The sequence below is a fragment of the Pseudomonas sp. 2 genome (genome assembly GCF_056627435.1).
Genome location: NZ_JBWXNG010000015.1, coordinates 164,556 through 181,173, shown reverse-complemented (window position 1 = coordinate 181,173; position 16,618 = coordinate 164,556). Strand labels below are relative to the sequence as shown.

Below are 16,618 nucleotides of genomic sequence, written 5' to 3'. Positions count from 1 at the left end.
TTATTCGCGAATGATGTTTCAGGCGCCAGAGATGCATAGGCTGGAAGTGCCCATCGCGAATGAATTCGCTCCTACAGGGTTCGGCGTTGCCTGGGAGAATGCCGAGCCTTCTTCACGACGAACAACTGATCTCCAGATGCTTGCCCCAATCCGGCGGGCGCTGGGCAAAACGCTCCATTTCCGGCTGTTCCTCGAACGGGCGGGTGAGTACCTGATGCAGTTGCCGCACTTCGCTGTAGTCGCCCTGTTCGGCGGCCTGGATGGCGTTTTGCGCCAGGTAGTTGCGCAGCACGTACAGCGGGTTGACGGCGTGCATGCGCTGGCGGCGTTCGTCCTGGGTGGTTTCGCGCTCGCGGGCTATGCGCGCCAGGTACTCGGCGGCCCAGGCGTCGAAGCCGAGCATGTCGACGAAGTCGTCGCGCAGACGGCTGACGGCGACGTCGGCGGCCTCATCGCCCAGGCGGCGGAAGAACAGGCTGTAGTCCACGGCGCTGTTCTGCATCAGTTGCAGCAGGCGGGCGATCAGGTCGGCGTCGGCGTCTTCGGCGCTGGTCAGGCCCAGGCGGCGACGCATCAGGTCCAGGTACTGCGCCTGATACAGCGGCAGGAACAGGCCCAGCGCCTCGCGCAGCGATTCAACGCTGATGAACGGCGTCAGGGCCTGGGCCAGTGCGCTGAGGTTCCACTGGCCGATCGGCACCTGATTGCTGAAGGAGTAGCGCCCTTCGTGGTCGGAATGGTTGCAGATGAAGTGCTGGTCGAAATCGTCGAGAAACGCGAACGGCCCGAAGTCGAAGGTGATGCCCAGAATGGACATGTTGTCGGTGTTCATCACGCCATGGCAAAAACCGTAGGCCTGCCATTTGGCGATCATTTCCGCCTGGCGCTCGACGATCACCCGGAACATCGCCAGATACGGCTCGGGCTGCTCCATGCACTCGGGGTAGTGCAGCGACAGCACATGATCAGCCAGCTCTTTGAGCTGCTCGTGCTGTTTCGTGTAGAAAAAATACTCGAAGCTGCCAAAACGCACGTGGCTTTTGGCCAGGCGCAGCACCATGGCGGCGCGCTCCTGGGTCTCGCGCCACACTGGCGTGCTCGAACCGATTACGCAGGCGGCGCGGCTGGTGGCGATGCCCAGTGCATGCAGCGCCTCGGAGGCAAGGAACTCGCGGATCGAGGAGCGCAGTACCGCACGGCCATCGCCCATGCGCGAGTAAGGGGTTTGACCGGCGCCCTTGAGGTGCAGGTCCCAGTGCTCGCCCGCCTCGTTGTACACCTCGCCCAGCAGCAGGCCGCGGCCATCGCCCAGACGCGGGTTGTAGGAGCCGAACTGATGGCCGGAATACACCATCGCCCGCGGATCGGCCTCGGCCCACAGCTTGTGGCCGCTGAACAGCTCTGCGAACACTGGCTCCTCGGCCTGCGCCGGGTCCAGGTCGAGCAGGGCCAGCGCCGCATCGCTGGCCACGACAAGGCGCGGTTCGGCAATGGGTTCAGGCAGCACAGACGTGGAAAAACCGTCGCCCAGCCGGGCAAAACGGTTATCGAAGGTCAGTTCGTCGAGGGCTTTCAAGGGACGGCTCCAGCAGAGTAGATGCCTACTCTGCTGGAATTTGCCGGGTCAGTCGAGTTTGACGTCCGGCGGCTCCGGCGCATCCTTGGGCGCGGGCTTGATGGCAGCAGGCCCGGAAGCAGGGGAGGCCAGCGGCGCGGCGATCGTCTTCTGCTCGCCATCGACGGGCACCATCTTGTACTCCTGGCCCTGCATGTTCTTCAGGTAGACCTCCATCTGGCGGAACGAGATGTTGATCTTCTGCTTCTTGAACTCCTTGTTGATGAAGCGGTTGATCTCGTCCAGCACCGGGTTGCGGTCGCCCAGATCATGCACATGCATGCGCAGTTCGTGATCCAGCGTGCTCTCGCCGAAGTTCAGGAAGTACACGATCGGCGCCGGCTCCTTGAGCACCCGCGGGCTTTCGTGGGCGGCCTGCAGCAACAGTTTGCGCACCAGATCCAGGTCTGAGCCATAGTCCACGCCCAGTTTCAGGGTGACGCGGGTCACGGTGTCGGTCAGCGACCAGTTGATCAGTTGCCCGGTAATGAACGTCTTGTTCGGGACGATGATGTCCTTGCGGTCGAAGTCGGTGATGGTGGTGGCACGAATGCGGATCTTGCTCACCGTGCCCGACAGGTTGCCGATGGTGATGGTGTCGCCGATCCGCACCGGGCGCTCGAACAGGATCATGATGCCGGAGATGAAGTTGGCGAAGATCTCCTGCATGCCGAAACCCAGGCCCACCGACAGCGCCGCCACCAGCCATTGCAGCTTGTCCCAGCTCACGCCCAGCGCCGACAGGGTCGAGACGAAACCGACCCCGGCGATGATGTAGGACAGCAGCGTGGTAGTGGCGTAGGAACTGCCCTGCTTGAGGTTCAGCTTCGACAGCACGAACACTTCCAGCAGCCCTGGCAGGTTACCCGCCAGCACGAAGGTGATGCCGATGATCACCAGCGCACCGATCAGGTCGCCCAGGCTGATCGGCACCATGCTCATGTTGGCGCCGGTGCCGCTGGTGTATTCGTACAGAGTGATGTTGTCCAGGTACGAGAACACCGTGATCAGGTCGGCCCAGACCAGGTACAGCGCGCCGATGAAGCCGCCGATCAGCAGCAGGCGGATCAGGCGCAGCGACTGCTGGTTGACCTGTTCGATGTCCAGGGTCGGTTCTTCGACCAGCGTCTCGCCGTCGCCGGCTTCCTTGGCCGCCTGGCGCTTGCTCAGCGCGCGGTTGTAGGCCAGGCGGCGCGCCGCGACGGACAGGCCGCGGACGAACGCCGCTTCGATGACCAGCCACAGCATCATCAGGTACAGGGTGTCGATCAGCCGGTCGCTGAGCTTCAGCGCGGTGTAGTAGTAGCCGAAGCACACCGCCAGAAACAGCGCGATGGGCAGCGCGGTGAACGCCAGCCCCACGGCCTTGCGGAACAGCGAGGCGTTCTCGTGGGTCGGGCTGGTCAGCAGCAGGCGGCCCAGCAGCCAGGTCATCATCGCGTAGCAGGTCAGCACCACAGCGATGCCGATGACGTCGTCAGCCAGTGCGGACGGTTCGTGCTCGGCCACGGCCACTACTGTGACCAACGCCAGCACCACCAGGCCCATGCGTCGGATCCAGCCACGCAGGAATTCCACCTGCGGCTTTTCCCAGCGGAAGTGCAGTTGCGCCACTCCACCCGGTGCCAGGATGCGGTACGCGGTGTAGAACACCAGCCAGGCCAGGGAAATCTGCATCAACGCCGCACCCAGATTGACGTTCTGTTCCCGGGCGTCGATCTGCAGCGCCAGCGCACACAGGGCCAGCGCCAGCGACAGCGGCATCGCCAGCAGGATGTTGATGAAGATCGCCAGCGGCGTCTGCCACTGCCGGTCGCGCTTGAAGTGGCCGATGTCGCCGTGCAGGCGGTTGAGCTTTTCGTACAGCGCCTTGCGCTTCCACATCAGCCCGCCGATCACCAGCAACAGTGGCAGGAAGATCAGTGGGCGCTGGGTCAGGCCGTCGCCCAGTTCGCTGACGGTGGAGGTCCACGGCAGGGTGGTGATCTGTTTGGTCAGGCGCGGCTTGACCCGCTCGAACCATTCCAGATCCAGCGGCTTGTTGCTGGGAATCCAGAACATCTGCTCGTCCAGCGTCTGGCGCAGGCTGGTGGCGGTGCTCACCAGTTGCTTCTGGTTCAGCTGCAGAGTGATGGATTCGTTGAGCAGCGCGCTCAGCTCACGGTTCAGACGTTCGAGCAGGTCGATACGGGTGGTGGCCAGGTCCAGCAGGGTCTTGCGCAGCGCCGGGGTGACGTCTTCCGGTTTCTGGGTGGCGAGCAGGGTTTCGACGTAATTGGTCGGGTTGCTCATCTGTTCGCGCTGCTGATTGACCTCGAACTGGTACAGGCGAATGTCGGCGATTTCGTCGGCCAGGCCGCTGTCGAGCTTGAGCTTGGGCAGCGCCTGCTTCTGTTTATAGAGGATCTTGGACAGCAGCAGGCTGCCGCTGAGCACGTTGATCTGCTCATCCAGCGCCGCGTCGGTCTGGGTGATGGCGTCCAGCTGGGTCTTGGTCTTGAGGTTCTGCTGGGTCAGCTCGTTGAGCCGGTCGGTGCCGCGCAGCAGGTAGTCGGAGAGCTTGAGGTTGGTCGCACTCTCGGTGGCCAGCAGGCTGCTGCCCCCGGCCTTCTGCGCTTCGAGGGACAGCTGCTCCACGGTTTCCTGGGACTGGGCGCGGCGCTTGTCGTTGATCAGCGTCTGCAGGTCCTGGATTTCCTGATCCTGACGGGCGACCTTCTCGGTCAGCAGGTCATGCTGGCTGCCGCCCAGATCCTGCAACTGACTGTTGCCGGCCAGTTCCTGACGGCGCAGGGCGATCAGCGCGTTGATCGAGGCCAGCTCGGCGTTCAGCTGATTGCGCTGGTCGGCGCTGATGGCTTTGCCGCCGTCCTTGCCGGATTTGAGAATGCCGTTGATGGTCTGGATGCGCGTCTGGCTGCTGCTGATCTCCGCCTGGGCGCGCTCGGGGCGGGTCTGGGCGGTGATGGTCAGGCTGTTGGCGTCGTTCAGCGCCTTTTGCAGATCACTCTGCTGAGTGCTGCGCGTGCTGAGCAACTGCTCAAGCGCCGGGACGTCCATGTTGGCGTAGCGCTGGGCCACCGGCATCTGGCGGATGCCCTTCAGGCGCGTCAGCTCCTTCTGGTTCTCGACCGTCTGTTTCGGCGCGTCGGCCAGTTGCTTTTTCAGGTCATCGAGCTTGCGCTGGTTGTCCTTCTGGCTGGCCAGGAAGGTGAGCGTCTGCTCCAGCACCTGCTGCAGTGCCTTCTGGTCATCGGGCGACAGCTTGCGGTCGGCGATCTTGTCCAGGCTCTGCTGCACGGCTTCGCTGGTGGGTGGGGGAGAGTCGGCAGCGGCGAGGGCCGGGCCACTGGAAAGGCAAAGCCCCAGCAAGGCTGAGGCAAGAAAGGTACGCAGCGTGAACATAGACACCGGGTCGAGCGATCAGGAAAGTTGAGCAGTTTAGAGGAACAACCCGGGACCCGGGCGGCTTCCTTCGGGGAATCTGACGCCCACTTTGAGGATCTTGTTCCCTTCCATCACCGCAACTGTCCAAATAGTTCCGTTCCATTCGATCTGATCGCCGACGATCGGCTCGCCGCGATTCTTCTGAATGATGAACTGGGCCAGCGGCATATTCGAATCCAGGCCGTCGAGTTTCAGACCGTACAATGCCGCGACAGCCCCGAGCTGAGCGTCTCCCTCGAGGACGAAGTCGCCGAAGAAGCGCAGATCCAGACCCCGCTGCGGCGCCTGGCTGAACAGCTTGCCCAAGGCCGGAAGGTCGTGTTCGTGGCCGATGACGCACAACAGGTCACCCGTCTCCAACACCGTACTACCCGACGGATGGAGCAGTTGCTGGCCACGAAACAGGGCGGCGATACGCGTGCCTTCGGGCATTTTCAGCTCGCGCAGGGCGGCGCCGATGCACCATTTTTCCGCGCCCAGTCGATAAACGAACAATTCCCACTCACTGGTCACGTGCACTTCCAGTGCCGCGCGGGAGATCGGCGCAGGATCCGGCGGCACCGTCACCTTCAGCCACTTGGCCATCCACGGCAGGCTCGTGCCCTGCACCAGCAGCGACACCAGCACGATAAAGAACGCGAGATTGAAGAACAGCTGCGCCTGCGGCAAACCGGCCATCAACGGGAACACCGCCAGAATGATCGGTACCGCACCACGCAGGCCGACCCAGGCAATAAAGGCCTTTTCGCGGCCGTGGAACACGCGAAATGGCAGCAAACCGGCGAGCACCGACAACGGCCGCGCCACCAGAATCATCCACAGCGCCAGGCCCAGCGCGGGCAGGGCGATGGGCAGCAGATCGTGCGGGGTGACCAACAGGCCCAGCACCAGGAACATGCCGATCTGCGCCAGCCAGGCCATGCCGTCGAGCATGTGCAGGATGCCGTGGCGGCTGCGGATCGGCTTGTTGCCCAGGACCAGGCCGCACAGGTACACCGCCAGAAAGCCGCTGCCGTGAATGGCGTTGGTCAGCGCGAACACGGCCAGGCCGCCGGCGATGACCAGAATCGGATACAGGCCGTTGGCCAGGTTGATCCGGTTGACCAGTTGCAGCATCAGCCAGCCGCCGCCCAGGCCCAGAATGCTGCCGATCCCGAATTCCTGAATCAGGTGGCCCAACAGGCTCCAGTGCAGGCCGGTCTGGCCGCTGGACAGCATGTCGATCAGGGTCACGGTCAGGAACACCGCCATCGGGTCGTTGCTGCCGGATTCGATTTCAAGGCTGGCCGTAACCCGTTCGTTCAGGCCCTTGCCGCCCAGCAGCGAGAACACCGCTGCGGCGTCCGTAGAGCCGACGATCGCACCGATCAGCAGCCCTTGAATGATGTTCAGGTCGAACAGCCAGGCCGCGATCATGCCGGTCAGCCCGGTGGTGATCAGTACGCCCACCGTGGCCAGCGACAGCGCGGGCCAGAGCGCCACGCGGAAACTCGCCACCCGCGTGCGCAGGCCGCCGTCGAGCAGGATCACCGCCAGTGCCAGGTTGCCGACCAGATAGGCCGTCGGGTAGTTGTCGAAAATGATGCCGCCGCCATCGACACCGGCCGCCATGCCGACCGCCAGGATGATGACCAGAATCGGGATGCCCAATCGCGAGGACAAGGAGCTGACCAGAATACTCGCGCCCACCAGCAACGCGCCGATCAGGAACAGGCTGTTGATGGTCGTGGCATCCAAGGGCGGTACTCCAGACAAAAGCAGAAATGAAAGCAAATCGGGGGCCAACCATGCAGCCCGCGTGCCAAGGGATTTAACCCGTTGAATTGGTTGGCTGTCAAAGCTTTGTGAGTCGCAGGGCGTCGAGCCGTTCCTCACAGGCCTGGCGTAAATAATTACCGCCCCTTCGTCGATCCAACGTGATTGCGTGTATGACTTCCCATTCAAGCAGGACAGGACGTCATGGCTACAATTCATTGGAATACCCCCGATAACGATCCAGCCGCAACGCAAGCCCCGTCCGAACGACAGTTGCGCGAGCGTGCAGCCATGTTCATGCAGCACTACCCGGACATTCATGCGCTGGCGAACAAGGCGGCGCGCGATATCCTGAAAAAACGCACCGGCAAGACATCATTGGACCCGGGCAAGGTGTACTGGCATCGCTTCCCGACGGCGGTCACCAGCTCTCGCACGTTCACCGGCTGGCAGCACAGTGGCCCGCCCAGCGAATCGATGACCTTCGTCGAGCTGCTGATGTGTCGATTCAGCGCGGCCGATCAAGACGCGTCCGATGACCTGAATGTCTATGGCGGTTTCTACACAGCGGGCCCCGATCAGGATATTTATGACGAGCACAATGAAGTGCCGATGTTGCCTAGCCAGGTGCAGCAGGACTTCTGGGCGATTGATTTTGCTGCGCACTGCAAGGAGCAGGTCGAAGCGTTCTGGCGTGATCAGGGGGATGATTTCTGTACCTTCGCCATGGTCGGCCTGCTGTCGGCGGCGGGCCTTGCGCTGAGCCGGCAGCAGATCTCCCGCGAGGATTTCCAGACCGTTCTGCAGGCTGTCACCGGCGGCACTGAAACCAACGTTACCTGGGGGATGTTGCAGGAGGACAGGCCTTTCGCGTCGGGGACGTCGATGCAGGTGTTTACGCTTGTCGGCAAACAGTCCAGGGACATGCTTTGCATCAGCAACGCGCAAGGGCGGCAGATCCTCTACCGGCCCGATGCTCAGCCGGTTTTCGTGTGTTGTGCCAACGAGCAGGAGGTGGAACGCTGGGTAAAGGCACAGCTCACTGAGGCGTCTACTCAGGACGCGCTGATTGCGCATTTTGTGCGAGGTCATGACGAGAAAGCGGCGTTTGCCCGCAAGCTGGCGGCGCCCGGTCGCCGACCGTGGCGAGCCAGTGAATTGACGCTGCGCACTCAACTGGCAGGCTGCAGGCCTGTGTTCAGGCAGCTGCGTGATCGCGCCCATGCAGAGATGCGTGACGACATCCATCAGCAACTCACCACCAGCGCCAGCCTGCACAAGCAGATGTGGATCGGCTATCTGGGGGCGTTCATCCACATCGCTGGCGCTTTCGCTCCGCTGGGTTGGCCGATTGGGTTGACCTTGATCGGAGCAGGCATCGCGAGCATCGGCTTGAACATCGATCAGGCGATCAACGGGCGTACGGCACAGCTGCGTAAGGCGGGGGTGGTGGGGGCGATCGTCAACTCGGTGTTTTTGCTCCTCAATCTGCCATTGTTGGCAGAACTGCGTCGTCCGAGTGTGCCTATGCCGGCGACGGCGGGAGAGGTTGAGCGTGAGGCCGCGTCGCTGAAAAGCCTGAAGGGCAACGTGATTCTGAGCGACACACCCAAACCTGAGGTTGCTGACCATTTGCGCGGTGTTCATGTGCTGGATAAGGGCGAAACCTGGATCAGCCTCAAAGGCCAGCCTTATCGGGTGCAGTACGTCAGCGACTTGAAGATCTGGTGCATCGTCAGGCCCGACAACCCGTTTTCCTTCAGCGGTGCGCGTCTGGTGCGCTTGAACGATGCCGATGAGTGGGAGCTGGTCGGCGCGCCGAAACTGCGCGGCGGCATGCAAGGCGAGGGCGAGGCGGGCGTTGAGCCGCCGTCATTCGAAACCCTGTCATCAGCGTTCTGGGACACCCATATGCGCTTCGACCTACCGGAGGAGCAACGTTTGTCCGCCTTGGGCAACCAGCGCCAGCAGTCGGTGATTAGCGTCTATGAGCTTGAGTCGGATGAGGAAGTTCTTTCCGACACCGATGGCGACGACGTCGTGTTCGACACCTTTGGCGAGAAACATCGCGTGTTCAAGATCGCCGATGACTGGTTTGGCGGGGCGATCACTCGCTACACCCACGACGATGACCTCTTCAATATCTATCTGCGAACCGGGGAGCACCGGATACACGATCAAGTCGCAACCATCGAGCAATTGGTCGAGGACCTTGCAGAGATTTCTTACAACAATGACGTCACTCTCTACCGAGGAGGAAGCGGCGAGCGCGGGACCTCAGGCAAGGTGTTTCGCGAAGGCAAACTCAAGGTCGGTGATGTGCTGGTCAACACTGATATCACCTCGTTCAGCGAAAATCCCTACATGGCTCGGGTATTTTCCAGCAGCCAAGGAGGCGTCACGTCAGAGAGCTACACCGGCGACATCACGTTCGACGACACGTCGGTCGTGTTCGAAATCCCTGCCAAGCACTATCTGAACGCGACGCCGATCAGCCCGTTTTCAGTGAGCCCGAATGAAGTTGAGTCAGTGTTTTTACCCGGTAATTACTTCGAGATCCAGCGGATCGAGGAGGTTGCGGGGAGCGCGTACCGCTTCATGAATGTGCAGCTCAAACAGGTGCCGGTGGAGCAGGTGACAGGGCCGGCCTATGACCTGCGCACCGGCGTGCTTTTCAACCGCGCCGATTACGCTGCGAAGCTGGGTGCGGGCGCCGAGGCGTTACTGGAAACGTTTTTCCCCGCGCCTATGCCGGTAACCTGAGCTTAGAACCAGCCATCCTGCATCGACAGGCACACATCATCACGGGCTTGCAGAATTGCCAGCTCGTGATGGCAGGCCGGCACTTCCCAGGTCAGAAAATACCGCGCCGCCTGCAGCTTGCCCTTATAGAACGCGACGTCTGCTTCGGCGCCCCGTTTCAGTCCTTCCTCGGCGCGGATCGCCTGTTCCAGCCAGCGCCAGCCGATCACGGTGTGGCCGAAGGCTTTCAGGTACAGCGCCGAATTGGCCAGCGTCTGGGTGACGCTTCCTTGAGCTAGATCAGTGAGCAATGCCAGGGTCACCACCTGCAGGCGGGCGACGAGCTTTTCCAGTGGCTCGCGCAGTGCGTCCAGATGCTGGTGCTGCTGCGCGCGCTCACAGGTGTCGGCGATCAGACGGATCAGTTGCTTGAGCCCGGCGCCGCCGTTCTGCGCCAGTTTGCGGCCCAGCAGATCCAGCGACTGAATGCCGTGGGTGCCTTCGTGGATCGGGTTCAGGCGGTTGTCGCGGTAGTACTGCTCCACCGGGTATTCGCGGGTGTAACCGTGGCCGCCGAGAATCTGGATCGCCAGCTCGTTGGCTTTCAGGCAAAACTCCGATGGCCAGGATTTGACGATGGGCGTGAGCAGGTCCAGCAGCTCGTGGGCGGCCTTGCGCTGCTCTTCGGATTCGCCGGTCTGGGTGTCGTCGAACAGCCGCGCGGCGTACAGGCCCAGATCGAACGCGCCTTCAACGTAGGCCTTCTGGGTCAGCAACATGCGCTTGACGTCGGCGTGCTGGATGATCTCAACCGGCGCGCTCTCCGGGTTCTTGCTGTCGGGCAGGCGGCCTTGCGGGCGTTCGCGCGCGTAGTCCAGCGAATACAGATAGCCCGCATAACCGAGCATTACCGCGCCCATGCCGACGCCGATCCGCGCCTCGTTCATCATCTGGAACATGTAGCTCAGGCCGTGATGGGGCTTGCCGATCAGATAGCCGACACACTCGCCGTTATCACCGAAGTTCAGCGCCGTGGACGTGGTGCCACGCCAGCCCATCTTGTGGAACAGCCCGGCCAGCAACACATCGTTGCGTGGCCCCAGGCTGCCGTCCTCGTTGACCAGAAACTTGGGCACGATGAACAACGAAATACCCTTCACCCCCGCTGGTGCATCCGGCAATTTGGCCAACACCAGATGGACGATGTTTTCCGACAGCGGGTGATCACCGCCGGAGATGAAGATCTTGTTGCCGCGCAGGCGATAGCTGCCATCGGCGGCCGGTTCCGCGCGGGTGCGGATGTCCGCCAGGGACGAGCCGGCATGGGGCTCGGTCAGCGCCATGGTGCCGAAGAAACGCCCCTCGATCATCGGCTGCAGGAAGCGGCGCTTCTGCTCATCACTGCCGAAATTCTCAATCAGGTTCGCTGCGCCCATGGTCAGAAACGGGTACGACGCCGACGCCGCGTTGGCCGCCTGAAAATGCGCGAAACAAGCTTGGGATAGCAGCGTCGGCAACTGCATGCCGCCGTCTTCAAAGCTGCGCGCGGCATTCAGGAAACCGGCTCCCAGAAACGCATCCACCGCCGGCTTCACTTCGGGGATCAACACCGCCTCACCGTTCTCGTAGCGCGGCTCGTGCTCGTCGTTCTTGCGGTTGTGTGGGGCGAAGAACTTCTCGGCGATGGTCCGCGCCGTGTCGATCGCCGCATCGAACGTCTCGCGAGAGTGCTCGGCAAACCGCTCGCGCCGGGTCAGCGACTCGGCATCCAGCACTTCATAAAGCTCGAAAGCCAGGTTGCGGGAACTGAGCAGCGTCTCGGACATGGCGGCGTACCTTTGGTTGGAATGGGGCCGAGTCTAGGTGGGCGAGGCGGGGGTGAACAGGAAGATTGATTTGGGTGATGGAGGGGTAGAACGCGGGTTGGATGTTTTCCAACGCAATCTTCTTGCGTAGCAGCACGGCTTGCCGGCGGGGCGGTGGACCTGCAAGAGATGCATCGCCTGACACACCGTTCCCGCCGGCAAGCCGTGCCGATAAGGGGCTTATTTATTTTGCGTGGACAGCGTCCAGTGATCGGTCGACCGCAGCCTTTGCCATGTCGATCAGATGCACGACCGAGAAAGCCAGGTCGCGTTTGCTGCCACTCAGGTGATCGGCGCTTTCGTAGGCGGTGGCGGTTGCGGTTGCGCAGCGCAACAGATCGGATGCGTGGATCAGGGATTCTTCGAGGGAGTGTGGGGGTGGGTCGGGGGTGATTTTCAGCATGGTGCGTCTCTCTCTGGTGGAGCCACCTGACGCTCGCTGCTAAACGAATGAGGGTGGCGGCTTTGACACGGGTTAGCAGACCGGTAGAGAGCAACCCGGCGCATCCGAAGATGCCCCGCGCAAAGCCACCATGAAGGTGTAGATGTTCTCTCTCAGGCTGCTAAACCCGGCCGCTGATGACCAGCGACGGACGCAGCCTAGAGATCGAAATCAGCAGGCACAAGAGGCTGAGAGTTTCTAGGAAATGTCCTTCATAAGAAAGAGAAGGGGCTGTAAGAAAGGGGCTACAAATCGGCCGATGTGTTGCAGGAAATGGCACCTCACAGGCGCCAGATGACCTGTAGGAGCGAATTCATTCGCGAACGGTGTGTCAGGCGGTGGGGATGTGTCGGTCGTGCGGGCGATTCGCGAATGAATTCGCTCCTACAGGGAGGGCGTGCATTTCAACGCAGGTATTGAGGCGGCACCGATACGTAGGAGCGCGCTTGCCCGCGATGCGTTTTATCAGGCGCCGATGCGGTGTCTGATAAAACGCATTCGTGAGCAAGCTCACTCCCACATAGCGCAGTGCAGTGGACGCTTAGCCGATGGTCATCAAGCTCGCGTTACCCCCTGCCGCCGCGGTGTTCACGCTCAGGGCGCGCTCGATCACCAGGCGTTCCAGCGCGATGCCGGTTTCGCCTTTGGACAGGCCATGGACGCCGACGATGGCGCCACTGCGCTGGGCCACTTGTTCGCACAGGGTGCGCAGCTGGTCGGAGTCGCCGTGGTGCAGCACGGCGTCGATGAGCACGTCGTCCTTGGTCCAGTCGCTCACCAGCTTGATGCGCGCCTGAACGTCTTTTGGCAGGCGCTTGAACAGCGGCTTGCCGAGCTCGTTGTCCGGCACGATGGCGGTGCTGCCCACGGCCAGGACTGCGGCCAGTTGGGTCAGCAGGTCGGCTTCGTCTTCGGCCAGGCACAGCACGTGTTCGCGCGGCAGGATGCTGTAGCTGTTGCGCTCGCCGGTCGGGCCCGCCAGTTGGCGTGTCACGCCGCTTTGCGATTGCTCGGCGAACTGGGTGCACACGGCTTCAAGTTCTGGCTGGCCCGATGCCCACGCTTTCAATGCGGCCAATGGCTTGAGCAGCACTTCACGCATGCGGGTATCCGGCGCAGTTCCGGCGTCGCGCACGGCGAAGGATTTCTGCACCGCATCGGCAGGACGGGTCGACAGCAGGCGGTACAGGTACAGCGGGCCGCCGGCTTTCGGGCCAGTACCCGACAGGCCCTCGCCGCCGAACGGCTGCACGCCCACCACGGCCCCGACGATGTTGCGGTTGACGTACATGTTGCCCGCGTTGACCGAGTCGATGACCTTGGCGATGGTTTCATCAATGCGGGTGTGCACGCCCAGCGTCAGGCCGTACCCCGAAGCGTTGATCTGGCCGATCAGTTGGTCCAGTTCCTTGCGCTTGTAGCGCACGACGTGCAGGACCGGGCCGAAGATTTCACGCTGCAGTTCGTCGAAGCTTTCTAGCTCGATCAGGGTCGGCATCACGAAGGTGCCGCGCTTGATCTCGTCGCTGTCAGCGATGGCCACCTGATAAACGTTACGGCCTTTGTCGCGCATGGCCTGAATGTGCTTCTCGATGCCCGCCTTGGCTTCGGCGTCGATCACCGGGCCGATGTCCACGGACAGGCGCTCGGGGTTGCCCAGGCGGCTTTCGGCCATGGCGCCCTTGAGCATTTCGATGACGCGGTCGGCGGAATCTTCCTGCAGGCACAAGACGCGCAGGGCCGAGCAGCGTTGGCCGGCGCTGTCGAAGGCCGAGGACACGACGTCGATGACCACTTGCTCGGTCAGCGCCGAGGAGTCGACGATCATCGCGTTCTGCCCACCGGTTTCGGCGATCAGCGGAATCGGACGGCCCTGGGCGTCCAGGCGGCCGGCGATGTTGCGTTGCAGCAGGCGCGCGACCTCGGTAGAACCGGTGAACATCACGCCTTTGACGCGATCATCGCCCACCAACCGCGCGCCGACGGTTTCACCACGGCCCGGCAGCAGTTGCACCACGCCTTCGGGAATACCGGCTTCCAGCAGGATGCGCACGGCCTGAGCGGCCACCAGCGGCGTCTGTTCGGCAGGCTTGGCCAGCACCGGGTTACCGGCGGCCAGTGCTGCGGCGACCTGACCGCTGAAAATCGCCAGCGGGAAGTTCCACGGGCTGATGCAGACTACCGGGCCCAGCGGACGGTGGGCGTCGTTGCTGAAATCGTTGCGCGCCTGCACCGCGTAGTAGCGCAGGAAGTCCACGGCCTCGCGCACTTCGGCGATGGCGTTGGCGTAGGTTTTGCCCGCTTCGCGAGCCAGCAGGCCCATCAGCGGCTGGATGTCGGCTTCCATCAGGTCGGCGGCACGCTCCAGAATTGCGGCGCGCTCGGCGGGCGGGGTGGCCTGCCAGATCGGGCCGGCGGCGAGGGCGCTGAGCAGGGCGTTGTCGACGTCTGCAAGGCTGGCTTCCTGAACGTGACCGACCACATCACGCAAGTCGGACGGGTTCAGTACCGGTGCCTCGGCACCTGCGCTGACCGGGCTGCCCAGCATCGGCAGGGCTTTCCAGTCGTTGTGCGCAGTGGCCAGCAGGGCCGAAGACAGCGACGCCAGACGGTGTTCGTTGGCCATGTCGATGCCCGCCGAGTTGGCGCGCTCGCTGCCATACAGGTCGCGCGGCAGCGGGATGCGCGGGTGCGGCAGGCCGAAGCCGCCTTCCTGAGTGGCCATGCGCTCGATGCTCGACACCGGGTCGGCGACCAGTTCCTGAATGGAAATCGACTGGTCGGCGATGCGGTTGACGAACGAGGTGTTGGCGCCGTTTTCCAGCAGACGACGAACCAGATACGCCAGCAGGGTTTCGTGGGTGCCGACCGGAGCGTACACGCGGCACGGACGGTTCAGCTTGCCATCGGCGACCTTGCCTACAACCTGCTCGTACAACGGCTCACCCATGCCGTGGAGGCACTGGAATTCGTACTGGCCGGGGTAATAGTTCTGACCGGCGATGTGGTAGATCGCCGACAGTGTATGGGCGTTGTGGGTGGCGAACTGCGGGTAGATGACTTCCGGCACCGAGAGCAGTTTGCGCGCGCAGGCGATGTAGGAAACGTCGGTGTACACCTTGCGGGTGTAGACCGGATAGCCTTCCAGGCCTTCGACCTGGGCGCGCTTGATTTCGCTGTCCCAGTAGGCGCCTTTCACCAGGCGGATCATCAGGCGGTGGCGGCTGCGGCGGGCCAGGTCGATCACATAGTCGATCACGTACGGGCAGCGCTTCTGGTAGGCCTGAATGACGAAACCGATGCCGTTCCAGCCGGCCAGTTGTGGCTCGAAGCACAGGCGCTCGAGCAGGTCCAGCGACAGCTCCAGGCGGTCGGCTTCTTCGGCGTCGATGTTCAGGCCGATGTCGTATTGCTTGGCCAGCAGGGTCAGGGACAGCAGGCGCGGGTACAGCTCTTCCATCACGCGCTCGTACTGGGCGCGGCTGTAGCGCGGGTGCAACGCCGAGAGCTTGATGGAGATGCCCGGGCCTTCATAAATCCCACGGCCGTGGGAGGCTTTGCCGATCGAGTGGATGGCTTGTTCGTACGAGGCCAGGTACTTCTGCGCATCGTGTTCGGTCAGTGCGGCTTCACCGAGCATGTCGTAGGAATAGCGGAAACCCTTGGCTTCGAACTTGCTGGCGTTGGCCAGTGCTTCGCCGATGGTTTCACCGGTGACGAACTGCTCGCCCATCAGACGCATGGCCATGTCGACGCCCTTGCGGATCATCGGCTCGCCGGACTTGCCGATGATGCGGCTGAGCGACGAGGTCAGGCCCGCTTCGTTGTGGGTGCTGACCAGCTTGCCGGTCAGCAGCAGGCCCCAAGTGGCGGCGTTGACGAACAGCGACGGGCTGTTGCCCAGGTGTGGCTGCCAGTTGCCGGTGCTGATCTTGTCGCGGATCAGGGCATCGCGGGTGCCTTTGTCCGGGATGCGCAGCAGCGCTTCGGCCAGGCACATCAGCGCCACGCCTTCCTGGGACGACAGCGAAAATTCCTGCAGCAGGCCCTGAACGATACCGGCACGGCCGCCGGCGCTCTTCTGGTTGCGCAGTTTTTCGGCGATCGAAGCGGCAAGTTTATGAGCGGCGTCGGCCATCGGGGCGGGCAGGCGCGCCTGCTCCAGCAGCATCGGCACCACTTCCGGCTCCGGGCGGCGATAGGCCGAGGTGATGGCGGCGCGCAGCACCGACTGCGGCAGGATGCTTTCGGCGAATTCGAGGAACGCCTGATGGCCATTGTCGGCCGGCAGCTCGCCCTGGTCGTCCGAATCCTTGCCGTTCAGGCCATTGAGGTCGTTGAGGGTTGCACCACTCTCGAGCTTTTCCAGGTAATTGAAGATTGCCTGCTTGATCACCCAGTGCGGCGTGCGGTCGATGGAGTGAGCCGCAGCCTTCAAACGCTCGCGGGTCGGGTCGTCGAGCTTGACGCCCAGAGTGGTGGTGGCCATTTCTTGTCCTCATAGGAGCCACTGTTCGCGTGGCTGTCGTTGAGGCCAAGATTATCTGTGCGTCAGTTTGGGTGCAACCGGGTGCAACCAATTTTTTCCTGATGTGTCATGGTCGTTCCGACGAAGTGAGTGATGTTGCCCAGAACCGGTGCGTTCAGCGCTGAGAGCTTTGCCTCGCAAGGGTTTGGCGGCTTTTCCGAAAGGCGATAAAAACCAGGGGGTTACATTTTTCTTCCGGATAAGTGCAACTGGTTCTCATCTTC

Annotated in this window: 7 protein-coding genes; 1 reads left to right on the top strand and 6 read right to left on the bottom strand. The window is 62.6% G+C overall.

Annotation, left to right across the window (positions count from 1 at the left end; genetic code table 11):
- Positions 1 to 112 precede the first annotated feature (112 nt).
- From selO to AC1MEK_RS22785, 3 genes are read right to left on the bottom strand one after another with little or no spacing between them, the layout of a single operon-like run.
- On the bottom strand, positions 113 to 1,576 hold the full coding sequence (selO, locus tag AC1MEK_RS22795; protein ID WP_480398537.1) for a protein adenylyltransferase SelO: 1,464 nt from the start codon (positions 1,574 to 1,576) through the stop codon (positions 113 to 115).
- A gap of 48 nt (positions 1,577 to 1,624) precedes the next feature.
- The gene (gene mscK / locus AC1MEK_RS22790) at positions 1,625 to 5,020 is read right to left on the bottom strand and encodes a mechanosensitive channel MscK (RefSeq protein ID WP_480398536.1); all 3,396 of its coding nucleotides are present in this window, start codon (positions 5,018 to 5,020) and stop codon (positions 1,625 to 1,627) included.
- A 36-nt stretch (positions 5,021 to 5,056) separates the two neighbouring features.
- Positions 5,057 to 6,799 (bottom strand): potassium/proton antiporter, encoded by a 1,743-nt coding sequence (locus AC1MEK_RS22785; protein ID WP_480398535.1) that lies wholly within the window; start codon positions 6,797 to 6,799, stop codon positions 5,057 to 5,059.
- Between the two features lie 222 nt (positions 6,800 to 7,021).
- On the opposite strand from AC1MEK_RS22785, the gene AC1MEK_RS22780 reads away from it, so the two are divergent.
- Positions 7,022 to 9,580, top strand: coding sequence for a dermonecrotic toxin domain-containing protein (locus AC1MEK_RS22780; RefSeq protein WP_480398534.1), 2,559 nt, complete (start codon positions 7,022 to 7,024; stop codon positions 9,578 to 9,580).
- 2 nt (positions 9,581 to 9,582) lie between these two features.
- Here AC1MEK_RS22780 and AC1MEK_RS22775 read toward each other — a convergent pair whose 3' ends face one another.
- The 3 genes from AC1MEK_RS22775 to putA all read right to left on the bottom strand — a co-directional run bounded on the left by AC1MEK_RS22775 (position 9,583) and on the right by putA (position 16,355).
- The gene (locus tag AC1MEK_RS22775; protein ID WP_480398533.1) at positions 9,583 to 11,385 is read right to left on the bottom strand and encodes an acyl-CoA dehydrogenase; all 1,803 of its coding nucleotides are present in this window, start codon (positions 11,383 to 11,385) and stop codon (positions 9,583 to 9,585) included.
- Between the two features lie 223 nt (positions 11,386 to 11,608).
- Positions 11,609 to 11,827, bottom strand: coding sequence for a DUF6124 family protein (locus tag AC1MEK_RS22770; protein WP_480398532.1), 219 nt, complete (start codon positions 11,825 to 11,827; stop codon positions 11,609 to 11,611).
- 580 nt (positions 11,828 to 12,407) lie between these two features.
- Positions 12,408 to 16,355, bottom strand: coding sequence for a trifunctional transcriptional regulator/proline dehydrogenase/L-glutamate gamma-semialdehyde dehydrogenase (gene putA / locus AC1MEK_RS22765; protein WP_480398531.1), 3,948 nt, complete (start codon positions 16,353 to 16,355; stop codon positions 12,408 to 12,410).
- Positions 16,356 to 16,618: the final 263 nt, after the last annotated feature.